General features: G+C 69.5%; 21 protein-coding genes and 1 tRNA gene. 19 read left to right on the top strand and 3 right to left on the bottom strand.

The features are described 5' to 3' along the window. Positions 1-36: 36 nt before the first annotated feature. The 13 genes from ACUYTF_RS00545 (at position 37) to ACUYTF_RS00485 (ending at position 16,411) form a co-directional block, all read left to right on the top strand. Positions 37-1,458, top strand: a complete 1,422-nt coding sequence (locus ACUYTF_RS00545; RefSeq protein ID WP_434141555.1) for a DUF2130 domain-containing protein — start codon at positions 37-39, stop codon at positions 1,456-1,458. Between the two features lie 16 nt (positions 1,459-1,474). Next, entirely contained in the window at positions 1,475-4,144 is a 2,670-nt protein-coding gene (locus ACUYTF_RS00540) for a DUF3516 domain-containing protein (RefSeq protein ID WP_434141556.1), read from the top strand. Between the two features lie 45 nt (positions 4,145-4,189). Beyond that, positions 4,190-4,321, top strand: coding sequence for a hypothetical protein (locus tag ACUYTF_RS00535; RefSeq protein WP_434141557.1), 132 nt, complete (start codon positions 4,190-4,192; stop codon positions 4,319-4,321). A gap of 76 nt (positions 4,322-4,397) precedes the next feature. Then, entirely contained in the window at positions 4,398-5,756 is a 1,359-nt protein-coding gene (gene nhaA, locus ACUYTF_RS00530; protein ID WP_434141558.1) for a Na+/H+ antiporter NhaA, read from the top strand. 9 nt (positions 5,757-5,765) lie between these two features. After that, positions 5,766-6,737 carry a Ppx/GppA phosphatase family protein gene (locus tag ACUYTF_RS00525; protein WP_434141559.1) on the top strand — a complete coding sequence of 324 codons (972 nt, stop codon included), beginning with the start codon at positions 5,766-5,768 and terminating at the stop codon, positions 6,735-6,737. Positions 6,738-6,953: 216 nt separating this feature from the next. Then, on the top strand, positions 6,954-8,024 hold the full coding sequence (locus ACUYTF_RS00520) for a BMP family ABC transporter substrate-binding protein (protein ID WP_434141560.1): 1,071 nt from the start codon (positions 6,954-6,956) through the stop codon (positions 8,022-8,024). Between the two features lie 81 nt (positions 8,025-8,105). After that, positions 8,106-9,620: an ABC transporter ATP-binding protein gene (locus ACUYTF_RS00515; protein WP_449279200.1), complete on the top strand. Its 1,515-nt coding sequence runs from the start codon at positions 8,106-8,108 to the stop codon at positions 9,618-9,620. Next, a complete protein-coding gene (locus ACUYTF_RS00510) occupies positions 9,617-10,909 on the top strand; it encodes an ABC transporter permease subunit (protein WP_434141562.1) in 1,293 nt (430 codons plus the stop codon). The genes ACUYTF_RS00515 and ACUYTF_RS00510 overlap by 4 nt, the downstream gene beginning before the upstream one ends. Positions 10,910-10,911: 2 nt before the next feature. Next, a complete protein-coding gene (locus ACUYTF_RS00505; protein ID WP_434141563.1) occupies positions 10,912-12,213 on the top strand; it encodes an ABC transporter permease subunit in 1,302 nt (433 codons plus the stop codon). Positions 12,214-12,215: 2 nt separating this feature from the next. Continuing rightward, the gene (locus tag ACUYTF_RS00500) at positions 12,216-12,659 is read left to right on the top strand and encodes a cytidine deaminase (RefSeq protein ID WP_434141564.1); all 444 of its coding nucleotides are present in this window, start codon (positions 12,216-12,218) and stop codon (positions 12,657-12,659) included. A gap of 4 nt (positions 12,660-12,663) precedes the next feature. Continuing rightward, positions 12,664-13,971 (top strand): thymidine phosphorylase, encoded by a 1,308-nt coding sequence (locus ACUYTF_RS00495; protein WP_434141565.1) that lies wholly within the window; start codon positions 12,664-12,666, stop codon positions 13,969-13,971. 65 nt (positions 13,972-14,036) lie between these two features. Beyond that, the gene (locus ACUYTF_RS00490) at positions 14,037-15,482 is read left to right on the top strand and encodes an amino acid permease (RefSeq protein WP_434141566.1); all 1,446 of its coding nucleotides are present in this window, start codon (positions 14,037-14,039) and stop codon (positions 15,480-15,482) included. Further along, positions 15,479-16,411 (top strand): universal stress protein, encoded by a 933-nt coding sequence (locus ACUYTF_RS00485; RefSeq protein WP_434141567.1) that lies wholly within the window; start codon positions 15,479-15,481, stop codon positions 16,409-16,411. The genes ACUYTF_RS00490 and ACUYTF_RS00485 overlap by 4 nt, the downstream gene beginning before the upstream one ends. A 28-nt stretch (positions 16,412-16,439) precedes the next feature. Here the strand turns inward: ACUYTF_RS00485 and ACUYTF_RS00480 are convergent, their stop codons facing one another. Next, entirely contained in the window at positions 16,440-16,751 is a 312-nt protein-coding gene (locus tag ACUYTF_RS00480; protein WP_434141568.1) for a hypothetical protein, read from the bottom strand. Positions 16,752-16,927: 176 nt separating this feature from the next. Here ACUYTF_RS00480 and ACUYTF_RS00475 point away from each other — a divergent pair. Next, a tRNA-Gln gene (locus ACUYTF_RS00475) sits at positions 16,928-17,002 on the top strand. 340 nt (positions 17,003-17,342) lie between these two features. Then, positions 17,343-17,927 (top strand): YdeI/OmpD-associated family protein, encoded by a 585-nt coding sequence (locus ACUYTF_RS00470; RefSeq protein WP_434141569.1) that lies wholly within the window; start codon positions 17,343-17,345, stop codon positions 17,925-17,927. 67 nt (positions 17,928-17,994) lie between these two features. Here ACUYTF_RS00470 and ACUYTF_RS00465 read toward each other — a convergent pair whose 3' ends face one another. Both ACUYTF_RS00465 and glsA read right to left on the bottom strand, forming a co-directional pair. After that, positions 17,995-19,662 (bottom strand): MFS transporter, encoded by a 1,668-nt coding sequence (locus ACUYTF_RS00465; RefSeq protein WP_449279199.1) that lies wholly within the window; start codon positions 19,660-19,662, stop codon positions 17,995-17,997. Then, positions 19,659-20,723 carry a glutaminase A gene (gene glsA / locus ACUYTF_RS00460; protein WP_449279198.1) on the bottom strand — a complete coding sequence of 355 codons (1,065 nt, stop codon included), beginning with the start codon at positions 20,721-20,723 and terminating at the stop codon, positions 19,659-19,661. The genes ACUYTF_RS00465 and glsA overlap by 4 nt, the downstream gene beginning before the upstream one ends. A 163-nt stretch (positions 20,724-20,886) precedes the next feature. Between glsA and ACUYTF_RS00455 the strand changes: the two genes are divergently transcribed. The 4 genes from ACUYTF_RS00455 (at position 20,887) to ACUYTF_RS00440 (ending at position 25,185) form a co-directional block, all read left to right on the top strand. After that, positions 20,887-21,642 carry a hypothetical protein gene (locus ACUYTF_RS00455; protein WP_449279197.1) on the top strand — a complete coding sequence of 252 codons (756 nt, stop codon included), beginning with the start codon at positions 20,887-20,889 and terminating at the stop codon, positions 21,640-21,642. Between the two features lie 43 nt (positions 21,643-21,685). Next, a complete protein-coding gene (locus ACUYTF_RS00450; RefSeq protein ID WP_449279196.1) occupies positions 21,686-22,459 on the top strand; it encodes a DUF2510 domain-containing protein in 774 nt (257 codons plus the stop codon). A gap of 138 nt (positions 22,460-22,597) precedes the next feature. Next, on the top strand, positions 22,598-23,866 hold the full coding sequence (locus ACUYTF_RS00445) for a DUF2510 domain-containing protein (RefSeq protein WP_449279195.1): 1,269 nt from the start codon (positions 22,598-22,600) through the stop codon (positions 23,864-23,866). Continuing rightward, positions 23,863-25,185: a hypothetical protein gene (locus ACUYTF_RS00440; RefSeq protein ID WP_449279194.1), complete on the top strand. Its 1,323-nt coding sequence runs from the start codon at positions 23,863-23,865 to the stop codon at positions 25,183-25,185. Before ACUYTF_RS00445 ends, ACUYTF_RS00440 begins: the two co-directional genes overlap by 4 nt. The last annotated feature ends 30 nt before the right edge of the window (positions 25,186-25,215 follow it).

Genomic DNA, 25,215 nt, shown 5'->3' with positions numbered 1-25,215 from the left:
TATCGCCCGCCCGGCAATTCTCGAATGGAGCTCCCGATGCACGAGATCAAGTGCCCGCACTGCGGCAAGGCGTTCACCGTCGATGAGGCGGGCTACGCCGACATCCTGAAGCAGGTGCGCGACCGCGACTTCGAACAGCAGCTGCACGAACGCCTCGCCCTCGCCGAGACCGACAAGCAGAACGCCCTCGAGCTCGCCCGCGCCACCGCGGCCGGCGAACTGCAGCAGGCCGCCGCTGCGAAGGAGGCGCAGATCCAGGAGCTGCGGGCGCAGATCGACGCGGGCGCGACCGCGCAGAAGCTCGCCGTTGCAGAGGCGCTCGCCGCAGTCGAGAAGCAGCGCGATGAGCTCGCGACCGAGCTCGCCCGGACGAAGCGCGACGGCGAGGCCGCGAGCGAGCTCGCACAGGCGCGGCTCGCGGCCGAGGTGCAGCGCGCGGAGGCCGAGAAGGACGCGGAGATCCAGCGCCTCAAGGCGCAGGTCGAGGCGGGGCAGACGGCGCAGAAGCTCGCGGTGACCGAGGCGGTGGGCGCGCTCGAGAAGCAGCGCGACGAACTGAAGAGCGGCCTCGACCGGGCGGCGCTGGAGAAGGAGCTCGCGGAGCGGGCGCTGAAGGAGCGCTACGAGGCGCAGCTCGGCGACCGCGACGAGCAGATCGAGCGACTGCGCGACATGAAGGCGCGCCTGTCGACGAAGATGATCGGCGAGACCCTCGAGCTGCACTGCGAGAACACCTTCAATCGCTACCGCGCCATGGCCTTTCCGAACGCCTACTTCGAGAAGGACAACGACGCGCGCACGGGCAGCAAGGGCGACTACATATTCCGCGACTTCGACGACGCGGGCATCGAGCTCGTCTCGATCATGTTCGAGATGAAGAACGAGGCCGACACGACGGCGACGAAGAAGAAGAACGAAGACTTCTTCAAAGAGCTCGATAAGGATCGCACCGAGAAGGGCTGCGAGTACGCCGTGCTCGTGTCGCTGCTCGAACCCGACAGCGAGGTCTACAACGACGGCATCGTCGACGTGTCGCACCGCTACCCGAAGATGTACGTCGTGCGACCGCAGTTCTTCATGCCGCTCATCACCCTGCTGCGCAACGGTTCGCTGAATGCGCTCAAGTACAAGGCCGAGCTCGAGCAGGTCAAAGCGCAGAACATCGACATCACGCAGTTCGAGGAGCACCTCGACAAGTTCAAGGACGCGTTCGGTCGCAACTACGACCTCGCCTCGCGGCAGTTCCAGGAGGCGATCGACCGCATCGACAAGTCGATACTCGAGATGCAGCGGGTGAAGGAGAACCTGCTGAAGTCCGAGAACAACCTGCGCCTCGCCAACGACAAGGCGCAGGGCGTTACGATCAAGAAGCTCACCCGCGGCAATCCGACGATGCAGGCGAAGTTCGCCGAGGTCGACGCGGCGGCACGGCTTTCCGCCGCACCCGAAGACGCCTAGGAGGGCGAACGCCGACATGAACCTGGGATCGATACTCGCGGCCCGCCGCTTCGACGAGCCGGAGGACGCCTACGCGGCGTTCGAGGAGTGGGCGCTCGAGGAGAAGGGCCTGCGCCTGTACCCGGCGCAGGAGGAGGCGATCCTCGGCATGACGCTCGGCTCGAACGTCATCCTCGCCACCCCGACCGGCACCGGCAAGTCGCTCGTCGCGATGGGGGCGCACTTCATCGCCCTCGCCGAGGGGCGGCGCACCGTCTACACCGCGCCCATCAAGGCCCTCGTGAGCGAGAAGTTCTTCGATCTCGTGGGCGTGTTCGGCGCCGAGAACGTCGGCATGGTGACGGGCGACAGTTCGATCAACTCCGATGCGCCGATCCTCTGCTGCACCGCCGAGATCCTCGCGAACCTCGCCATCCGCGACAAGAACGTCGACAATCCCGACGCGGGCGGCATCACCCAGGTCGTCATGGACGAGTTCCACTACTACGCCGATCCCGACCGCGGCTGGGCCTGGCAGGTGCCGCTGCTGCTCATGCACGACGCGCAGTTCCTGCTAATGTCGGCGACGCTCGGCGACGTCACCGAGCTCGCCGCAGACCTCGGCGACGCGACCGGACGCGACACCGCGCTCGTCACCGGCGTCGAGCGCCCGGTGCCGCTGAGCTTCGCCTATGCGGTCGCCTCGGCACACGAGGTCGTGGAAGAGCTCATCGCCGACCGCGAGACCCCCGCCTACCTCGTGCACTTCAACCAGTCGCACGCGGTCGAGCAGGCGCAGGCCCTGTCAAGCATCAAAGTCGTCGACCGCGCAGGGCGCGACGCGATCGCCGCCGCCATCGGCGACTTCCGCTTCTCGACCGGCTTCGGGCAGACCCTGTCGCGCCTCGTACGATCGGGCATCGGCGTGCACCATGCAGGCATGCTGCCGCGCTACCGCCGCCTCGTCGAGCAGCTCGCCCAGCGGGGCCTGCTCAAGATCATCTGCGGCACCGACACCCTCGGCGTCGGCATCAACGTGCCCATCCGCACCGTCGTCATCACCGCGCTCACCAAGTTCGACGGCGAGAAGATGCGGCGGCTCTCCGCCCGCGAGTTCCACCAGATCGCGGGCCGCGCCGGCCGCGCCGGCTACGACACCGAGGGCGACGTCATCGCGCTCGCCCCCGAGCACGAGGTCGAGAACGCGAAGATGAGCGCGAAGGCCCAGGCGAAGGCGGCGGCCGGCAAGAAGGTCGGCAAGGGGCCGAAGAAGAAGTCGGCGCCGCAGGGCTTCGTCGCCTGGAGCGAGCAGACCCTCGACAAGCTCGTCGCCTCCGAGCCCGAACCGCTCGTGAGCCGCATGCGCGTCACCCATTCGATGGTGCTCGGAGTCATCGGCCGCGGCGAGGAGTGGGAGGGCGAGGCCCTCAACACCATGCAGATGCTCATCTTCGACAGCCACGAGCCGAAGGCGCGCCAGTTCGCCCACGCCCGCACGGCGCTCGAGATCTTCCGCACCCTCAGGAACGGCGGCATCGTCGAAGCGCACGAGCGCGTCGACGAGCGCAGCGGACGCACCGAGAAACTCTTGCGCCTCACCGTCGAACTGCAGGCGAACTTCGCCCTGAACCAGCCGCTGTCGCCGTTCGCGCTCGCCGCGATCGAACTGCTCGACCCCGAATCCGAGCACTACGCGCTCGACGTGATCTCGGTCATCGAGGCGACGCTCGAAGACCCGCGTGCGATCGTGCGCGCCCAGGAGCATCGGGCGCGCGGCGAGGCCGTCGCCGAGATGAAGGCCGAGGGCATCGAGTACGACGAGCGCATGGAACGGCTCGAGGCGATCACCCATCCGCAGCCGCTGAAAGAGCTGCTCGACGAGGCCTTCCGCGCCTACACGAAAGAGGTGCCGTGGGCGCGCGACTACGAGCTGCGCCCCAAATCGGTCGTGCGCGACATGGTCGAGCGCGCCTTCGGGTTCCGCGACATCGTGTCCTTCTACCAGCTCGGCCGGGCCGAGGGCGGCGTGCTGCGCTACCTCTCCGACGCGTACCGCGCCCTCGAGCGCACCATTCCCGAGCAGGCGAAGACCCCCGAACTCGAAGAACTCATCGACTGGCTCGGGGAGCTCGTGCGCCAGGTCGATTCGAGCCTCGTCGACGAATGGGCAGCCACGCTTGAACTCGAGAACGGAGTCCTCGACGCGGGGCTGTTGCCGCACACGGCGGCACTCGCAAACCCGGAGGCGGCGGCCGAGCACGCGGCGGCGCTGCACCCCGAGGGCGACGCCGCGATGCTCGCCCCGCCCACCCGGTCGGTGCTGCAGAACGAGCGCGCCTTCACCGTCATGGTGCGCAACGCGCTCTTCCGGCGCGTGCAGGCGGCGGCGTTCGAGCGCTACGCCGAGCTCGCCGAGCTCGACGGCCCGCACGGCTTCGGCGGCGACGCCTGGCGCGACGCGCTCGACGGCTACTTCACCGAGTACGACGCGATCGGCGTCGACGCCGATGCGCGGTCGGCAGCCCTGCTCGAGCTCGACCGCGGCGACGAGGCGCGCGCGGCGGGGGAGTGGCGCTTCCGCCAGGTGCTGCTCGACCCGGCGGGCGACCGGGACTGGGGCATCGAGGGCGCGATCGACCTCGCCGAATCGGAGCTCGCGGGGGAGCCCGCCGTGCGCGTGCGGCGGGTCGGCCCGCTGCACGACTGACCGCTCCCGACCCCGCGCGAACGCCGACTGCTAGGCTGAATCGCGATGACTCCGAGCTCGTTCCCCCCGGTCTTCGCACCGGCCCCGTGGCTGCTGCCGCACCCCGGCACGAACGGGTACGTCTCGTCATGGGGCGCCATGCTCTCGGGAACGGCTCCCACGCGGGTCGCAGCCTGACCCCGCCCGGCAGCGCCGCTCGCGCGCTCCCCGGCCGGGAATCCCGACCGACTGCGCACCACGAACGGACGATCCCGTGACCCCGTCACCCGCACCCCGCACCACCTTCCCCCACTACGGCACCTTCGCCGAGGCGCGACGCATCGCGGCGCTGCTGCGCAAGGAGACCGTCGGCGGTATCCTGCTCGTCGCCGCCGCGCTCATCGCGATCGTATGGGCGAACTCACCCGCCTCCGATGCCTACTTCGCGCTGCGCGATCTCGAGATCGGGGTCGAGCCCTGGCATCTGCGCCTGAGCCTCGGGGCCTGGGCCGCCGACGGGCTGCTCGCCATCTTCTTCTTCCTCGTCGGCATCGAGCTTAAGAAGGAGTTCGTCGCGGGCGATCTGCGGAAGTTCCGCACCGCGATCCTGCCGATCGCCGCCGCGGCGGGCGGGGTCGTCGTGCCCGCGCTCATCTACACCGCGATCGTGTGGCCGCACCCCGAACTGCGGCACGGCTGGGCTATCCCGACCGCCACCGACATCGCCTTCGCGGTCGCGGTGCTCGCGATCATCGGCTCCCACCTGCCCACCCCGCTGCGCATCTTCCTGCTCACCCTGGCCGTGGTCGACGACCTGCTCGCGATCAGCATCATCGCGGTCTTCTACACCGACCGCATCGAGGCGGTACCGCTCGCGCTCTCGTTCGCCGCGATCGCCGTCTACGGCCTCATCGCGCAGACCGGACGCCGCTTCTTCGCCCGGTACCCGGTCGCGGCCTGGCTGATCCTGCTGCCGATCGGCGCGGTCGCGTGGGCGCTGATGCACGCCTCGGGCATCCATGCCACCATCGCGGGAGTGCTGCTCGGCTTCACCATTCCCGTGCTGCACCGCAGGGCCGACCGGGGCGAGCCCGGGCCCGGGCTCGCCGAGGAGTTCGAACACCGGTTCCGGCCGCTGTCGGCCGGCTTCGCGGTGCCCGTGTTCGCGTTCTTCGCCGCCGGCGTCTCCGTCGGCGGCTGGTCGGGCGTGCAGACGGCGCTGACACATCCGGTCACCTATGCGATCGTCGCGGCACTCGTACTTGGCAAGCCCCTCGGCATCGTCACGACCACCTGGCTCATGACGAAGGCGACCGGCAGCCGCCTCGACCCCGCCCTGCGCTGGATCGACATGGTCGGGGTCGGGCTGCTCGCCGGGATCGGGTTCACGGTGTCGCTGCTCGTCGCCGAGCTCGGGTTCCCGAACGGCGCCATCGAGCACGACTACGCCAAGGTCGCGATCCTCGCCGCTTCGCTCATCGCGGCCGCCCTGGCCTCCATCCTGCTCGGGGTGCGCAACCACCAGTACGGCCGCATCAGGCACCGCGACCGGGCCGATCTCGACGGCGACGGCATTCCCGACGCGTACCAGCGCGAGTCGGGGCCCGCCGACCCCGGGGCCCCGACCCCTTAGACTGCTCCCATGCGCCTCGGAGTCATCGACGTCGGTTCGAACACCGTCCACCTGCTCATCGTGGATGCCCACCCGGGCGCGAGCCCGGCGCCGTACCATTCGCAGCGCTCGGTGCTGCGGCTCATGCGCTACCTCGACGCCGATGGCGCCATCACCGAAGCGGGCGTGCAGCGCATTCTCCAGGCCGTCAGCGAGTCGGTGCGCACGGTGCGCGAGATCGGCGTCGACGACATGATCGCGACGGCGACCAGTGCCATCCGCGAGGCCGCGAACGGCGAAGAGGTGCTGGCCCGCATCGAGCGCGAGGCGGGCGTGAAGCTCGACGTGCTCTCGGGCGAGGACGAGGCGCGCATCACCATGCTCGCGGTGCGCCGCTGGCTCGGCTGGTCGGCCGGCGAGATCCTGCTCTTCGACATCGGCGGCGGCTCGTTCGAGATCGCCCAGGGCGCCGACGAATACCCCGACGTGCAGGTGTCGCTGCCGCTCGGCGCGGGCCGCTCGACCATCAACTACCTGGCTGAGGATCCGCCGTCGCGCGAGGCGGTCTCGCGCCTGCGCGCGCATTCCCGCGCCGAGTTCACGCGCGTGCGCGACGAGCTCTTCAGCGACCGGCCGCAACCGAAGCGCGTCGTCGGCACGTCGAAGACGATCCGATCCCTGGCGAGGCTCATCGGCGGCCCGGCAGATGCGGTGACGGGCGATCTCGCTCAGCTGCAGTACGTCGGCCTGCGCGAGTGGGAGCCCGCGCTGCGCGACATGCCCGGGTCGGTGCGCGAGTACCTGCCCGGCATCACCCCCGAGCGCGGCTACCAGATCATGGCGGGCGCCGTCGTGCTGCGCACCGCGATGAAGGTGTTCGGCGTCGACACGCTCACCATCTCGCCGTGGGCCCTGCGCGAGGGGATCGTGCTGCGCTACATCGACGCGCTCGACGGCCGCGGGGCCGACCCGGTCGACCACGCGGAAGCCCGCGCCGAGTAGCCGCCGAGCCCGGTGCGAAGCCTCCGCCGAGCGCCCGCACCGGCCCGGCCCGTTGTCGGGACCCGACCGCCCGCGCGCGCGAATACCCGCGGCCGCATGTGCGGTTCGTAACCATTTGGTATCTGCTCTGGCGACCCCGATGCGATCTCCGGTAGGAATAGGCGGAATGGTTCTGATTTCGTCTGTCTCGGCGGGCGATCGACTGGGAGGCATGAATTGTCTAAAACTCACGTGAAGAAGTTGATCGGCAGCGTCGCCGTCGCCGGCCTGCTGCTCGGGCTCGCGGGCTGCGGCCAGTCGGGCGAAGCCGGGTTCAAGCCGTGCATGGTCTCCGACGAGGGCGGGTTCGACGACAAGTCGTTCAACCAGCTCGGATTCGAGGGCCTCCAGAAGGCCGCAGACGAGCTCGGCGTCGAGATCGCCAAGTCCGAATCGAAGAGCGCGAGCGATTACGAGGCGAACCTCGACGGCCTCGTCTCCGAGGGCTGCACCTTCATCGTCTCGGTCGGCTTCATGCTGAGCCAGCCGACCGTCGACTCGGCCCTCGCGAACCCCGACATCGACTACGCCATCATCGACGATTGGGCCGACAACGACGGCGACGGCGAGACCGACGCGCCGAACGTGAAGCCGCTCGTGTTCGACACCGCCCAGGCGGCGTTCCTCGGCGGCTACGCAGCGGCCTCGTACTCGACCACCGGCACCGTCGGCACCTTCGGCGGCGCCAAGATTCCGCCGGTGACGATCTTCATGGACGGCTTCGCCGACGGCGTCGCCTACTACAACGAGCAGAACGGCACCGACGTCAAGGTCATCGGCTGGGACGTGACCGGCCAGGAGGGCCAGTTCACGAACGAGTTCGCCGCCAACGACACCGCGAAGCAGATGGCGCAGGGCCTCCTCGACCAGGATGCCGACGTGCTGCTGCCGGTCGGCGGCCCGATCTACCAGTCGGCCGCAGAGGCCATCCGCGACTCCGGCGGCACTGCGGCCCTCATGGGCGTCGACGCCGACGTGTTCGAGACCGACCCGTCGGTCGCCGACATGCTGCTCGCATCGATCATGAAGGGCATGGACGTCGCCGTGTACGACGCCGTCATGGAGGCGTCCGAAGACAAGTTCTCGACCGATCCCTTCGTCGGCACGCTCGAGAACGACGGCGTATCGCTCTCGGGCTTCCACGACTTCGAGTCGAAGGTGAAGCCCGACCTGCAGGCGCAGCTCGACGAGATCCGCGCCGGCATCATCGACGGTTCGATCAAGGTGGAGTCGCCCTCGTCGCCGTAAGACGACACCAGTTCACCCCCGAGCACCGTACCTCCAATGCGCGAGGTGCGGTGCTCGGGCGATACGGATAGGTTGGTCCACATGACGCTCGAACTGCGAGGGATCACGAAGCGCTTCGGCTCCTTCACCGCGAACGACCGCATCGATCTCGAGGTGCGTCCCGGCGAGATCCATGCGCTCCTCGGCGAGAACGGCGCCGGCAAGTCGACGCTGATGAACGTGCTCTACGGCCTGTACCAGGCCGAGGAGGGCGAGATCGTCATCGACGGCGAGGTGCAGAGGTTCAAGGGGCCGGGCGATGCCATGGCGGCGGGCATCGGCATGGTGCACCAGCACTTTATGCTCGTGCCGGTGTTCAGCGTCGCCGAGAACGTCATGCTCGGGCACGAGGACACGAAGTTCGCGGGCGCCCTCGACCTCGCGAAGGCGCGCGCCCATGTCGAGAGCGTCGCCCAGCGCTTCGGGTTCCACGTCGACCCGAACGCGATCGTGCAAGACCTGCCGGTCGGGGTGCAGCAGCGCGTCGAGATCATCAAGGCGCTCTCGCGCGACGCCCGCATCCTGATCTTCGACGAGCCGACCGCGGTGCTCACGCCGCAGGAGACCGACGAACTCATGGCGATCATGCGCCAGCTGCGCGACGAGGGCACCGCGATCGTGTTCATCACGCACAAGCTGCGCGAAGTGCGCGAGGTCGCCGACCGCATCACCGTCATCAGGCACGGCAAGGTCGTCGCCGAGGCGAACCCCGATTCCAGCAACGCCGAGCTCGCCTCGCTCATGGTCGGCCGCGCGGTCGAGCTGACGGTGCAGAAGGAGCAGCCGAAGCTCGGCGAGGGCGGGCTCCTCGTCGAGGATCTCGTCATCGCCGACGAGCACGGCGTCGTCGCCGTCGACCGCGTCAGCTTCGCGGTGCGCCCGGGCGAGATCCTCGCCGTCGCGGGCGTGCAGGGCAACGGCCAGACCGAGCTCACCGAGGCGCTCGTCGGACTGCACGACGTCGACCAGGGCAGCATCACGCTCGACGGGCGCAGCGTGATCGGCCGATCGGTGAAGCAGATCATCGATTCGGGCGTCGGCTTCGTGCCCGAGGATCGCATCGAGGACGGGCTCGTCGGCACCTTCACGGTCGCCGAGAACATGATGCTCAACCGCACGGGCGACCCGGCCTTCGTGACGGCGGGCACGGTGCGCCGCGGCGCGCTGCGCGAGTTCGCCGAGTCGAAGATCGAGGAGTACGACATCCGCACCCAGGGCCCCGACGCGCTCGCGGGCCGCCTCTCGGGCGGCAACCAGCAGAAAGTCGTCATCGCGCGCGAGCTCAGCCGCGAACTGAAGCTGCTCGTCGCGTCGCAGCCGACGCGCGGCGTCGACGTCGGCTCGATCGAGTTCATCCACAAGCAGATCGTCGCGGCGCGCGACACGGGGGTGCCGGTGGTGCTCGTGTCGACCGAGCTCGACGAGGTGTCGGCCCTCGCCGACCGCATCGCGGTCATGTACAAGGGCGCCATCATCGGCATCGTGCCGGGCGACGCGTCGCGCGAGACGCTCGGCCTCATGATGGCCGGCGAGATGCCGGAAGGGGCAGCGGCATGACGAATCCCGACCTCGGAGCCGACGGCCTCGCCGTCGCCGCGCAGACCGGGGGTGCGCAGCCGGAGCTCACACCCGAGACCGGTGCGCAGTCGACCCCGGAGGCGCCGCGGCAGAACCGGGTACTGCAAGAGATCTTCACGAGCTCGATCACGACGACCGTGCTCGCGGTCGTGCTGTCGATGATCATCGGCGGCGTGCTCATGGCCTTCACCGACCCGCAGGTGCAGCAGGCCGCGGGCGACGTCATCAGCCGTCCCTTCGACTTCCTCGCGGCCGTCTGGCAGTCGGTGGCGGGCGGCTACGCGGCCCTCTTCCGCGGCGCCGTCTTCAATTACCAGGCGCCGGGCCTCATCCGCGCGATCAAGCCCCTCACCGACACCCTCAACTTCGCGACCCCGCTCATCGCCGCGGGCCTCGGCGTCGGCCTCGCGTTCCGCGTCGGCCTCTTCAACATCGGCGGTCGCGGCCAGATGCTCATGGGCATCATCGCCGCCGCGTTCGTCGGCATGACGGTGCAGGCGCCGCTCATCATCCATCTGCCGCTCACCATCGTCGCCGGTATGGTCGGCGGCGCGATCTGGGGCGGCATCGTCGGCTATCTGAAGGCGCGCACCGGGGCGCACGAGGTGATCCTCACGATCATGCTCAACTTCATCGCGTTCTACTTCATCTCGTGGCTGCTGTCGACGCCGGGTATGCTCATGCGACCGGGCGGCAACCAGCCGATCTCGGCCGAGACGCCGGTCACCGCGCAGTTCCCGCTGATCTTCCCGGCGCCGCTGTCGGTCAACTGGGGCTTCGTCGTCGCCGTGCTCGCGACCGCGTTCGTATGGTGGCTGATGGAGCGCTCGGCGCTCGGCTTCCGCATGCGCGCCGTCGGCGAGAACCCGCACGCGGCGCGCGCCGCGGGCATCAACGTCGGCCGCATCGTCTTCATCGCGATGGCGTTCGCCGGTGCGCTCGCGGGCCTTGCGGGCGTCAACCAGATATCGGGCACGATCACCTCGGGCTTCGCGAGCCACATCGATGCGGGCATCGGCTTCGACGCGATCACGGTCGCGCTGCTCGGCCGCAGCCGCGCCTGGGGCGTGCTCGCGGCCGGCCTGCTGTTCGGCGCGCTGAAGGCGGGCAGCTTCACGATGCAGATCTCTCAGGACATCCCGGTCGACATCGTGCTCGTCGTGCAGGCGCTCATCGTGCTCTTCATCGCGGCACCGCCGCTGGTGCGCGCGATCTTCGGGCTCGGGCGCTTCGACCGCGCGCAGGCGCTGCAGGCGAAGGGGGCATGAGCATGAGCGACATCACCGTGCAGCAGCGCGAGGCCGCGGGCGGGCCCCAGCAGGGGGCGTCGGCCGAGGCCGTCCGGCGCCGCAGCCTGAAGGGCCCCATCGCCTACGCCGTCGTCGCGCTCGTGGGCCTCGCGCTCGCGTTCCCCGGCGGTCGCAGCGGCGAGAGCACCTTCCGCCTCGCTGACCGCACCTCGTCGTGGAACCTCGCCGACGTCGTCGTGCCGACCTCCCCCGCCGTCACCGTGTGCGCGCTGCTGCTCGTCGTCATGACGGCCGCTGCATTCTGGTACGCGCTGCGATATCGGCCCGTGCCGCTGTGGCTGACCTCGGTCTTCGCGATCATCGGCATCTTCGAGTTCCTCACCTGGTCGGCGGCGGGCGGCATGGTGCCGGTCACGGGCCTGCTCTTCGGCGCGCTGTCGCTGTCGGTGCCGCTCATCTTCGGCGCCCTCGGCGGCGTCATCGGCGAGCGCGTCGGCGTCGTGAACGTCGCCATCGAGGCGCAGTTCCTCTTCGCCGCCTTCTCGAGCGCGCTGATCGCGTCGATGACGGGCAGCTACGTCGCAGGCCTCCTCGGCGCGATGGTCGCGGGCGCGCTCGTCGCGTCGGTGCTCGCCGTGTTCTCGATCAACTACTACGTCGACCAGGTCATCGTCGGCGTCGTGCTGAACGTGCTCATCACTGGCCTCACGAGCTTCCTGCACGGCGCGCTCATGCAGCCGAACGCGGCCGCGCTGAACAAGCCGCCGCGCTTCCCGCGCTGGGCGATTCCCGGCCTGAGCGAAGTGCCGGTCGTCGGGCCGGTGTTCTTCAACCAGACGCTCATTGTGTACCTCGCCTACATCATCGTGCCGCTCGTGACCTGGGCGCTGTACCGCAGCCGCTGGGGCCTGCGCCTGCGCGCGGTGGGCGAGCATCCGCAGGCCGCCGACACCGTCGGCATCAAGGTCAACCCCACCCGCTTCCTGAATCTGCTGCTCGCCGGCTCGATCGCGGGCATCGGCGGCGCCTACTTCACGCTCGGCGCGGTCGGCTCGTTCGACAAGGAGATGACGGGCGGCCTCGGCTTCATCGCCCTCGCGGCCGTGATCTTCGGCGGGTGGGATCCGTGGAAGGCGACGCTCGCGGCGCTGCTCTTCGGCTTCTCCACGAACCTGCAGACGCTGCTGAAGAATCTGGGCTCGCCGATCCCTGGCGAGTTCATGTCGATGCTGCCGTACGTCGTGACGGTGCTCGCCGTGGTCGGCTTCGCCGGGCGCGCGAGACCGCCCGCCGCGAACGGCAAGCCGTACATCAAGGGGTGACGATGATCGAGCAGAGCACCGCACCGGACGTCGACTGGGGGCTGCTGCGCGCGAGCGCGGTCGCGGCCCTCGACCACGCCTACGTGCCCTACTCGCGCTACCCGGTGGGTGCGGCGGCGCTCACCGACGACGGCCGAATCGTGTCGGGCTGCAACGTCGAGAACGCCTCGTACGGGCTCACGCTCTGCGCCGAGTGCGCGCTCGTGTCGGCGCTGCACATGACGGGCGGCGGCCGGCTCGTCGCGTTCGTCTGCGTGAACGGCGCCCGCGAGACCATCATGCCGTGCGGGCGCTGCCGGCAGCTGCTCTACGAGCACTCCGCCGACGGCATGCTGCTCGAGACCGTCGCCGGCGTGCAGACCATCGACGACGTGCTCCCGCACGCCTTCGGGCCCCGCGACCTCGAGCGCGCGGCCGCCACGCACGACCCCGAACCAGGAGCCTGACGACATGACTTCCGCCCCCGCACCCTTCGAACCGTTCGACGCCATCGATGTGATCCGCGCCAAGCGCGACGGGGGAGCGGTGCCCGAACCCGAGCTCCGGTGGATGGTCGACGCGTACACGCGCGGCTACGTCTCGGATGCGCAGATGGCGTCGTTCGCGATGGCCGTGTTCCAGCGCGGCATGGGGCGCGACGAGATCCGCGTGCTCACCGACGCGATGATCGCGTCGGGCGAGCGCATGAGCTTCGCCGCGCTGTCGAAGCCGACGGTCGACAAGCACTCCACCGGCGGCGTCGGCGACAAGATCACGCTGCCGCTCGCCCCGCTCGTCGCGGCGTTCGGCGTCGCCGTGCCGCAGCTGTCGGGCCGCGGGCTCGGGCACACGGGCGGCACGCTCGACAAGCTCGAGGCGATTCCCGGGTGGCGCGCGGCGCTGTCGAACGACGAGATGTTCGCGCAGCTCGACGGGCCGGTCGGCGCTGTGATCTGCGCGGCCGGTTCGGGGCTCGCGCCGGCCGACAAGAAGCTGTACGCGCTGCGCGACGTGACGGGCACGGTCGACTGCATCCCGCTGATCGCGTCGAGCATCATGTCGAAGAAGATCGCGGAGGGCACGGGCGCGCTCGTGCTCGACGTGAAGTTCGGCGACGGCGCGTTCATGCGCGAGTTCGAGCTGGCGCGGGAGCTTGCGCAGACGATGGTCGCCCTCGGCGAGGATTCGGGCGTGCGCACCACCGCGCTCCTGACCGACATGAACCAGCCGCTGGGGCTTGCGATCGGCAATGCGAACGAGGTGCGCGAGTCGGTCGAGGTGCTCGCCGGCGGCGGGCCCGCCGACGTGCGCGAGCTCACGGTCGCGCTCGCCCGCGAGATGCTCGCGCTCGTCGGGCAGCCCGGCGCCGACGTGGAGGCCGCGCTCGACGACGGCCGCGCGATGGACGCGTGGAAGCGCATGATCCGGGCGCAGGGCGGCGACCCCGATGCGGCGCTTCCGGTCGCGCCCGAGACGCACGTCGTGACAGCGCCCGCGGCAGGCGTGCTGCAGCGCCTCGACGCGCTCGCCTTCGGCATCTCGGCGTGGCGGCTCGGGGCGGGGCGCGCGCGGGCCGAGGACCCGGTGGTGCACGCGGCAGGGATCGACCTGCACGCGAAGCCGGGCGACACCGTGACGGCCGGGCAGCCGCTCTTCACGCTGTCGGCCGATGACGCGGCGCGCTTCGACCGGGCGCTCGAAGCGCTCGACGGCGCGTGGGGGGTAGGCGACGCCGCAGTGCCCGAGCGGGCGCTCGTGCGGGAGCGCATCACCGCCTGAATCGGGCCGGCGGCCGTTCAGGGCTTATAGTTGCTTCGGCCCTGAACCGACCTTGGAGTACCCGAATGGCGACAACCCTGCGCGAGCAGTTCTTCCGTGTGAAACCCGTACCGACCGGCGACGGCGGCGGCCAGCTGAAGCGCAGCATCGGGCTCTTCCAGCTCACCCTCATCGGCGTGGGCGGCACGATCGGCACGGGCATCTTCTTCATCCTCTCGGAGGCCGTGCCGATCGCGGGCCCCGCGGTGATCTGGTCGTTCGTGATCGCGGCGGTCGTCGCCGGCCTCTCGGTGCTCTGCTACGCCGAGCTCGCGAGCAGCGTGCCCGTGTCGGGCTCGTCGTACTCGTACGCCTACTCGACGCTCGGAGAACTGCCCGCCATGGGCGTCGCGGCCTGTCTGCTGCTCGAATACGGCGTCTCGACGGCGGCGGTCGCCGTCGGCTGGTCGCAGTACGTCAACCAGCTCGTCTTCAACGTGCTCGGCGTCGAACTGCCGCACGCGCTGCTCTACGCTCCCGAAGAGGGCGGCATCGTGAACCTGCCCGCCGTCATCCTCATCGGCCTCTGCTGCATGCTGCTCATCCGCGGCACCTCGCACTCGGTGCTCGTGAACACGATCATGGTCATCATCAAGGTCGCCGTGCTCCTCTTCTTCATCGCCGTCGGCATCACCGGGTGGAACGTCGACCACTTCGCGAACTTCGCGCCCTTCGGCTTCGCGGGCGTCATGACCGGCGCCGGCCTCATCTTCTTCTCGTTCATCGGTCTCGACGCCGTCGCCACGGCCGGCGAAGAGGCGAAGAACCCGCGCCGCAACCTGCCGATCGCGCTGCTCGCCGCCCTCGTCGTCGTCACCACCGTCTACGTCGCGGTCGCGCTGACGGCCCTCGGCGCGCAGAAGACCGACGACTTCGAAGGCCAGGCCGCCGGCCTCTCGGCGATCCTCGAGAACATCGTCGGCGCGAGCTGGCCCGGCACCGTCGTCGCGGCAGGCGCCGTCATCTCCATCTTCAGCATCACGCTCGTCGTGCTCTACGGCCAGACCCGCATCCTCTTCGCGATGTCGCGCGACGGCATGGCGCCGAAGATCTTCCAGAAGGTGAACCCGCGCACCATGACCCCGGTCGCGAACACCATCATCGTGTCGATCGTCGTCGCGATCCTCGCAGGAGTGCTGCCCATCAACTTCCTCGCCGAGATGACCTCGATCGGCACGCTCGCCGCCTTCCTCGTCGTCTCGATCGCGGTCATGGTGCTGCGCCGCCGCGAACCCGACCTCGAGCGCGGCTTCCGCGTACCGCTCTACCCGGTCGTGCCGATCCTCTCGATCATCGGCTGCCTCTGGATCATCAAGGACCTGCGCCTCGTCACCATCGTCGTGTTCGCGGTCTGGACCGTGATCGTGCTCGTCTGGTACTTCTTCACCGGCCGCAAGCACTCGGAACTCGGCAAGGAGATCGCGGCGGCCCGCGCCGCGGAGCTCGCAGGGGTCTCGGAGGCCGGACGATGAGCATCGTCGTCGGCGTCGCGCCCGGGCACATCTCCTCCGCCGCGATCGCGGCCGCGGTGCTCCTCGCCCGCACCGAGGAGCGCCGGCTCGTCGTCGCCGCTGTGAACGCGGCCGCCTGGCCGCCGAGCCACTCGATCGGGTACCCCGACCACGAGTTCCAGGCGTTCGTCGCGGGCGAGACGCAGGCGGCGCTCGACGCGGCGCGCGCGGCGATCCCTGCGGAACTCACCGTCGAGTACGTCGTGCACCGGGCCTCGAGCGCCCGCCGCGGCCTGCTCGAGGTGTGCGAGCGGCACGGGGCGACGCAGCTCGTCGTCGGTGCGAAGGGCGAGTCGCGCGATGGCGAGACCGAACTCGGCTCCGTCGTCACCGGGCTGCTGCAGAGCGCGAGCGTGCCCGTCGTGATCGTGCCGAACGGCTACGACGCCGCCGGTGCCTCGCGCCTGACCCGGGTCACCGCCGCCTACAGCGGCTCCGAGACCTCGGGAGAGCTCGTGCTCGGCGCCGCCGCGCTCGCCGCCGAGGCCGGGTGCGCGATGCGCATCGCGTCGTTCCACACGAGGCCCCGCGGCCTCGCCGAGTCGGGCGTCGGCTTCGATACCGAGAACGACGTGATCGCGGCGTGGGAGAACGTGATCCGCGAGCACACCCGCGAACTGCACGACGATATCGAGCGCTTCGCGACGCCCCCCACGGCCGTCGAGGTGGTCGTCGGCGCCGGACGCGACTGGCACGCCGCACTGCGCGCGGTGCCGTGGGATGCAGGGGAGGTGCTCGTCGTCGGATCGAGCAGCCTCGGCCTGCTCGCGCGCATCTCGCTCGGCTCGCACGCCGTCAAGATCGTGCGGCACTCGCCCGTGCCGGTCGTCATGGTGCCTCGGAGGGCGACGGGTGGCTACGCGGCGCGGGCGGGCGGCAAGCAGGGCTAGCGGTTCACGGCCCTGCCGCCGGGGCGCATCACCAGAGGTGGCCCTTGTGGCGCCACCAGAGGAAGCGTGGCCGCTGGCTCTTCTTGCCCCATTCCGGGTGTCTGACGAGGCCGGGGTCGGCGACGCCGCGCCACGGGTTGTCGGCGTCGACCATCGACTGCTTCCACTGCGTCGCGCCGTCGAGCACCGGCCGGTCGAGCGTCTTGCCCGGAGGCCATCCGGTGATCGTGCCGTGGCCGTTCGGCGCTTCGGTCGGCGTGCCGTAGTGCGGCTGCTCCCAGTGGTGCTGCACCGCTTCGTCGTACTTCCGGGTCGTCGTGACCTTCGCTGTGTGTCGCATCTCACACCTCCTCGATGAGGGCGTACTTCTACGGTACGCCTGTTCGGCGGGAGCGGTCGGGACTCACAGGAAGTGCGGGGCGCGCCCGGGGGCCGCGGCCTGATTTGTACTTCCGGTGAGGCGCGGGTAAAGTAATCTCCTGGTGCCGAGCTCTTCGGAGCGAGGATTTCCGCTATTGGGCTATGGTGTAATTGGCAACACTACGGTTTCTGGTACCGTCATTCTAGGTTCGAGTCCTGGTAGCCCAGCCACAGTGCGAGCCCCGATATTCCCCGGAAGATCGGGGCTTTTGCGTTGCCGCCGCTGTCTGCGCCGGTGCGGCACGAGGTGGAGCGGGCCGGCGCGGGGCGGCGCGGGCCGGCCCGCGGGCAGCGAGCGCCCGAGGGTGCTCGAGGGGCGAGAAATAGCCCATTTCTGCATGGATCGCCGCGAAATCTCGCCCCTCGAGGCGTGCGCGGGTGAGGCCCCGCCAGTGTGCAGTCGAATGACGAGCGTGCACCTGGAACACCGTGATCTCGCTGCACGCTCGTTCAGCGCCCGTACGCTCGCCGGCCTGCCGCCCAACGCGCCACGGCCCGTACGATAGACCCCATGACCGATGCGATGCCGCCGCTGCTCACCCTGGCCGATACCGCCGCGTGGCGGGCCTGGCTCGACGCGCACGAAGACGACTCCGACGGGGTCTGGCTGGTGCTCGCGAAGAAGGGCACCGTCGAACCGACGACCCTGAACTACGCCGAGGCGCTCGAAGAGGCGCTGTGCAGCGGGTGGATCGACGGGCAGAAGGGCCGCATCGACGACGCCACCTTCCGCCAGCGCTTCACCCCGCGCCGCCGCGCGTCGATGTGGTCGCAGCGCAACATCGGCATCGTCGCCGAGCTCATCGCCGCGGGCCGCATGCGCCCGCGCGGTCAGGCCGAGATCGATCGGGCGCAGGCCGACGGCCGGTGGGATCGCGCCTATGCCGGCGCCGCGAACGCCGAAACGCCCGACGATCTCGCGGCGGCGCTCGCCGCATCCGAGCGTGCGGCGGCGACCTATGCCTCGCTCAACGGCGCCAACCGCTACGCCGTGCTGCATCGGCTCATGACCGCGTCGAACGCGACGACCCGCGGCAACCGCCTCTCGCGGATCCTCACCATGCTCGAGAACGGCGAGACCCCGCACCCGCAGTGAAGCGGCGCCCGGGCGCACCGGGCGCACCGGGCGCACCGGGCGCCGGCGCCTCCTGGCGGGGCGTGCGCTATGACCTGGTCTCTGACGGCTCTGCCGGCCCACCCGGTCCGGCCGACACGGAGGGGTCGGGAATCTCTTCCGGCCGGTAGCGGGGGAGGCGCGATGCGGGCAGCGCGGCGATCGCGCTGAGGCCCGCGAGCACGAGGAACCCGAGCTTGAGGGTGCGCAGGCGCTGCTCCTCGTTGATCTGGACGGCCGCGTCGATCTGCGCATCGGTCGCGCTCGTCTCGGCGAACTTCGCGCGCAGCTCGTCGTTGCTGATGAAGTTCACCTCGTCGAGCTGCACCTCTTCCATGATCTCGGGCGGCAGCTCGTCGTGATCGGTCACGGCCTGCGTGAACCCGAGGCTGAGGGTCGTGACGAGCAGGGCGCCCATGACCGCGGTGCCGACGGCGCTGGCGAGGTTCTGGGTCGTGCCGCGGATCGAGCCGACGTCGCCGGCGAGCTCCTTCGGGGCGGCCGTGACGAGCACGTTGAACACGAGGGTGACGAGCGCGCCCTGCCCGATGCCGAACACGATCAGACCGAGGATCGTGGGCAGCGTCTCCCAGTTGTTCGTCACGACGAAGGCGAGCCAGACGAGGGCCGCGGTCGTGAGGGCGAACGAGAACAGGGCGATCGTGCGCGGGCTGTACCGGTGGTAGAAGCGCACGATGAGCGTCGCGGTGATGAACACGGTGAGGTTGAACGGCATCATCGCGAGCGACGTGTCGAGGGGAGTGCGCCCCTGCACGACCTGGATGTAGGTCGGCACCGTGAAGTTCACGGAGGCTTCCATCGCGACGATGATGAACATGGCGTAGATCGCCGCGCGCTCGGTGGGCTCCTTGAGCACGCCGAGGTCGACGAGCGGCACCTTGCCGAGGCGTATGCGCCTGCGCGTCCAGCTGAAGAACAGCTGCCCGAACACCACGCCGAGCACCACGAACACGGGCGCGGGCGACAGCCCGAGCACCGAGAACGGGGCGCCGGGTTCTGCGAGCAGGATGCCCCAGCCGTTGAGATTGTTGAAGCCGAGGGTGAGCAGCACGATCGCCGCGCCGATGAGCACGGAGGCGACGAGGTCGATGCGGATGTTCGGGTTGCCGCGGTCGCCGCGCAGCTTGAAGCTCAGCACGAACACGATCGCGGCGAGCCCGAGCGTGACGAAGAACACCGGGCGCCAGCCGACGAGCGTGCCGAGCGTGCCGCCGATGAGGAAGGCGCTGATGCCCGAGAATGCGCGCGCGGAGCCGAGGGAGCCGACGGCCGTGGCCTGCTGGGCGCCGCGGTAGTTCTCGGCGATGAGCGCGACGAGCGCGGGCACGATGATCGCGGCCGAGGCGCCGGCGAGGATCTGGCCGCCGATCGCCCAGGTGATGCTGCGCGAGAAGATCATCATGAGCGAGGAGATCGCGAACACGGCGACGACGATGCGGAAGATGAGCACCCAGCCGACGCGCTGCCCGAGCTTCGCGCCGGTCATCACGAGGGCGGCGACCGCGAGGCCGTAGACCACGATGGTCGTGCTCGCCGTGGTCGGGGGCACCTCGAAGTCTTCGACCATTCCGCCGAGCGAGATGGGCAGCGCTGCGACGTTGAACGACATGAGCACCTGGGCGAGGAACAGGCCGACCATCGGTGCCCAGGAACGGCGCTCCTCGGGCATCGGGTCGACGGGGGCCGGTGCGGTCATCGGGACGCTCCTTCGCGGACGGGGGACTGGAAGGGATCGGGGCCGGGGTTCGGCTCGATGTCTGCCCGCGGCGCGGAGGCGAAGAGGTTGAGGCCGAGGGAGCGGGAGAGGTAGGCGCAGGCGCGCTGCCCGCGCACGCTGTTGCCCGCGGAGTCGAGCGGAGGCGAGAACGCGCCGACGGCGCCCTTACCGGGCGAGATCGCGACGATGCCGCCCGAGACTCCGGACTTCGCGGGGAGGCCGATCTCGTACAGCCATTCGCCCGAGCGCTCGTACATGCCGCATGAGGCGAGCAGGGCGAGGGTGTCGCGGCTCGTCTCGGCCGAGACGACGCGTTCGCGGGTGAGGGGGTTGATGCCGCCGCAGGCGAGCGTCGCGCCCATCACCGCGAGGTCGCGCGCCGTCACCGCCAGCGAGCACTGGCGGGTGTAGAGGTCGACGGCCTCGTCGGGGCCGATGGCGAGACGGTCGTAGCTCTGCAGCAGGCGGGCGAGCGCGTGGTTGCGGTAGTTGGTGAAACTCTCCGACCGGTACACCTCTCCGTCGAGCAGAAGCGGTCGCCCGGCGAAGCGGCTCAGGCCGCTCCGGATCGCGTCCCACCGTGCGTCGGAGTCCTTGCCGGGCATGAGGGCGGTCGTGGCGATCGCACCGGCGTTCACCATCGAGTTCATGGGGCTGCCGCCGTTGAGCTCGATCGCGACGACGGAGTTGAAAGCGAGCCCGGTGTTGTTCACGCCGATGACGTCGTGCACGGCCTCGTGGCCGAGCGCATCGCAGACGAGCGCGAACACGAATGCTTTCGAGATCGACTGGATCGAGAACGCGATGCCGGTATCGCCCGCGTTATGGCTCGCGCCGTCGGCGGCGAAGAGCGAGAGCCCGAACCAGTCGGCATCGGCCCGGGCGAGGATCGGGATGTAGTCCGCGACCGCCCCGTCGCTCGCGTTCGCTCCGGCGTATCGCTCATGGGCCTCGGCGACGAGTTCGCCGACCCGGTCCTGCTGCGGCAGCGCACCCGTCGAGCTGTGCTGGGCGATATGGGCGACGTCTGCTTCGAACATGCTCTCATCTTCTCTCGGAAGGGCCCGCTCGGCTAGGCCCCGGGGGATCCGGGGCGACGACGGGCACCTCGACGCACCAGGTCTTGATGGGGGACGCATGGCATTTGCACTGACATTGTCTAGTACCGCATCCTCGGCGCATCGCCCTACTAAAATAGTGGGAATGAACGCACCTGCGCAGCCCTCCGTGCTCGGCAAACCCTGGTATTGGGTTCTCATCGGCCTCGGCGTCGTGCTCATGGTGGTGCTGCTGGTGCTGACCGTCGCGAATCGCGCCGGCGCACACGGCGCGGCGGCGCAGGCTCCCGCCGCCGCGGAGGCCTCCGAGTCGCCCGAAGGCTCCGGGGCCGCCGAGGGGGAGGCCGTCATCGAGTACGGCGACGGCTCGGATTTCGAGCATCCGCTGCCGCCCGGCACCGACGCGACGATGAAGTACCTGAATCTCGACCAATCCGAGCCCATCGAGACGCGGCCCATTCAGAACGAGGCCACCGTGCGCGTGACGGGCGTGAACTTCGACGCCACCGCCGAGGCGCTCGCCGAGGACCCGTGGGCCGATCTGATGCTCGAAGACGATGAGAAGCTCGCCATCGTCGACTTCGAGATCATCAACCACGCGAAAGACCTCAACCTGAGCGTCGATCTCATGGGCATGATCGAGCTCGAAGACGAGGCGGGCAACCTCTACCCGGTCGATATCGTGCAGGTGGCGCTCGACCAGCCCGAGATTCCGAACACCGACTTCCCCGAGGGCGAGACCGTGCGCACGGTGGGAGTCTTCTACGTGCCGAAGAGCGCGAACGCGTCGAACACCATGGTGCGCCTCTTCGAGTCTTCGGACGTCGACTCTGAAGGGTCGGGCGCGCCTTCCGACCCCGACGCCTTCATGCGCACCTACCGCTACATGGCGACTCAGTGAGTCGTCCGCCCGTATCGCCGATCCGCCGAATCCGAGGAACGAAATGAACTCCGTGCAACCGGGATGGTACCCCGACGACACCGGTACGCTGCGCTGGTGGGACGGCCGGCAGTGGACCGAGCACACGCACACCCCGGAGCCCGAGGTCGCGGCCGCTCAGCAGGTGACGACACCGCAGGTGCCGCAGATGCAGGTGCCCCAGGCGCTGCAGGTGCAGCCGCCGCAAGCCCAGTCCACGGCGCCTCAGGGGGCGCAGGCGCTGCAGGGATCGCCGACGCCGAAGCTGCGTCACGCGGGCGTCGCGTGGGCGATCGCCGGCGCGGTCGCACTCGGCGTCGTCGGCTCGGGCATCGCGTTCGGCATGAGCCTCGCGACCCACTCGCCCGCGGAGGCCGGCGGCGCGGAGACGGCGCCCGGCCAGTCGTCCGAGGAGGGCGAGGGCGGAGGACGGTTCGCGCCGCTCGTCGAGCGCACTCCGGTGGACGCCGAGCAGGCGAAGCGGCTCGAGTTCGTCGTGCAGCAGTTCAACGAGGCGTACGAGAAGCAGGACTGCGCGCTCTACGACGCGTCGACGAGCGCCGCACTGCGCGAGGAGCGCGGCGAATGCTCCCCGGAGATGTTCGACGGCCTCACCGTCACCGATTACCGGTCGACGACGCTCGAAGCGTCTCAGGCCCGCGACGGTCTCTACGACCTGCGGGTCGAGGAGTCGTACACCTACAACGGGCAAGCGGTGGAGGGGCGCCTCGCCTACATCCTCGTCGACGACCCCGAGACCGGTGAGCCCGTCATCGAGATGATCATCGACCGCAACTGAGCGCAGGGCCGCAGACGGGGAGCGGTGCTCGTGCATCCGCGCTGCAGGTCCCGTGCAGGCCGCGCGGGACCTCTAGGATGGGGTTTGCCGCACCGTATGCGACGTTGCCGGCCCACTTGAACGGAGAGGTTGGTGCACGTGAGCCCCGAGGCGACGCCCCCAGCTGACTGGTATCCCGACCCCGAGAACCCGAGCCAGCTGCGCTACTGGGACGGGACGGCGTGGACCGAGCATCGCGCTCCGGTGCCGCAGGCTCCGGAGCCGGCCCAGGCCGCGGCGCCGATGCAGGTGCAGCACACTGCGCAAGCCGAGGCGCAGTACGCGCAGCAGCAGACGGCACCGTACGCCGCTCAGCCCGGCCCGTACGCGCAGCTGCCGGCCCAGTACGCGGCCCAGCCGGGTCAGTACGCCCCGCAGCCCCTCGTGCCGCGTGGGCCGAGCGCCTGGACCCGCGGCACGATCATCACTCTGGTGGTGTGCCTCGTGCTCGTGTTCGGTGCCGCCGCGGGAGCGGTCGCGTTCTTCAACCACAGCAGCACAGCGCACGAGCGTCAGGCGAACGAAGCACTCGAGGGCTTCGTCTCGAACTCCGTGAAGGGCGACGCGAAGTGGCGCGACTTCGCGAACCAGAAGCTGCTCGACAAGGTGGTGCTCGGGTCTCCGATCCTCGGCGAATCCACGACGGCGAAGGCGCTCGACCTGAAGATCGATTACGAACTCGGGCCGCTGATCTTCCAGTCCGATCTGCCGAATCTGCCGGCCGATCTCGCGCATGCGAAGCTCAAGCTCACATACACCTTCTCGCTCGACGGCGTGGAGGCTACGAGTACCGCCTACCAGACGGTCTGGCTGTCGCGTCCTTTCTACTACGGCGACGACGTGCCCGCGCGTGCGACGGGCCAGGAGCCGAGCGCGATCGGCCCGTGGCGCGTCACCAGCCTGGTGCTGCCGACCGACGGCGAGAGCGGGGGCAACGAGGGGACCGAGTACTTCAAGACCGATATCGAGGTCCCGTTCATCGAGGATGTCGACGACACCTACTGCTTCGCGGCGCCCAATCTGCTCGAAGACGTGTCGACGGCTTCGCGCACAGAAGCAGAGGTGCGTTCGTTCTGCTTCTGGGACGAGGGGTCGATCGCGCTCGGCGACAACGTCGACCTCGATGACATGGCGATGAGCTTCCCGCCGATCGATGCGATGCAGGCCTCCCAGATGCCGCCCGAGCTGGTGCAGCTCGATCCGGGCATGGCCTACCAGTCGGCTCCGCCGTTGCGCGAATACCTCATCCGCGGGGCGAGCGGCACCTATGTGCTCACGCTCATCGGGGTGCAGGTCACCGGTGATGCGGAGCAGACCACCTCCAACCGCATCGTGAGCATCCAGATGATCGAGGAGGACGCATCGTGACGAGCCCCGAACCGCAGAGTCGCAATACGAAGGCCCGGGTCGCGAAGATCATCATCGCCGGTGCGACCGCTCTGGCGCTGGCCGGTATCGGCGGTGCCACGGCGCTGCTGCTGCCGGACACCCCGGAGGGCGAGTTCGCCGAGCTGCCCACCGAGTACATGTACGACTCGCTGCCGGCGGCCGATACCGGCCTGGGGTCGCTCGCCTGGGCATGGGAGGCAGGCATCAGCGAAGCCATGCAAGCGGGGGACAAGGAGGCCTTCCTCGCCTACTCGAGCGGTGCGGCGAAGGATAAGATGTCGCGCTGGTGGGACAGCACGAAGGCGATCGGCTGGGATGTCGGCTTCGCCACCGCAGGGATCGGCGAGAACGACCAGCACGTGCTGACGCTCGGCGTGCAGCTCGCGTTCTCGTCGCACCCCATCCGGGGCAGCGGCTCGCCCGACTCGGGCCTGATGCTGACCCAGAACTTCCCGTACTCCCTGACGGTCGAGGGCGACGACGACGATCTCACCATCACCGATTGGGAGCCGTTGTTCCCGATGCCGTGGGATTTCGGCGATATCTATGTCGCGAAGCGCGATCATGTCGTGCTGTACGGGCTCGCGAACGAGGCGGCGCTGGTCGATGCGAACATCGATCTCGCCGAGCAGTCGGCCGAGCTGACGCTCTCGACGCTCGCGAACATCGGGGGCACGTCGCCGGTCGACGGCTTCGTCGCCGTCATCACCGACGACGAGCAGGGGTTCAACACCTGGCTCGGGAAGGACGAGCTGGATTGGACGATGGATGTCGCGGGCTTCGCGCGCTCGACCCAGCGGCCCGACTATCCGAGCGACACGATCCCGGCAGGGGTGGCGACGGGCAGCACATCGTCGGGCTCGCTCGTCGCGATGGGGCCCTCGAGCGCCGACCAGCGGCAGTCGACCTTCGTGCACGAGTTCGCGCATGTGCTGCACGAGGCCGCGGTGCCGTACGACTACTGGGGCTATCAGGAGCCGGCACCGGCGGAGGGTTTCGCCCGCTATTTCGAGAACGCCGCGGGAGTGGGCCGCGACTACTTCGAGTTTCAGGAGGTCGGGCAGGCGATCGCCGCGAACGGGGAGTACGCCATGAGCGAGGAGGCGCTGCGCAACCAGGATGCGTGGATCGCCTACGCGGCGGCCGGTTCGTTCTACCAGTACGTCGCCGATTCGGGCGGCTCCGCGTGGCAGCTCGCCCTCGACCGCGACAACGGTTTCTCGATGTCGCTGCGCGCCCGCCTGCAGAGCCCGGAGTTCAGCGAGGCGGGCTGGCAGGCCTGGGCCGCCGGGCATTGAACGGGGGCGATCCCTGTCGAGAGCCTGTGC

It is taken from the genome of Leucobacter sp. GX0328, from assembly GCF_053567315.1.
This window is presented reverse-complemented; position numbering and strand designations above follow the sequence as displayed.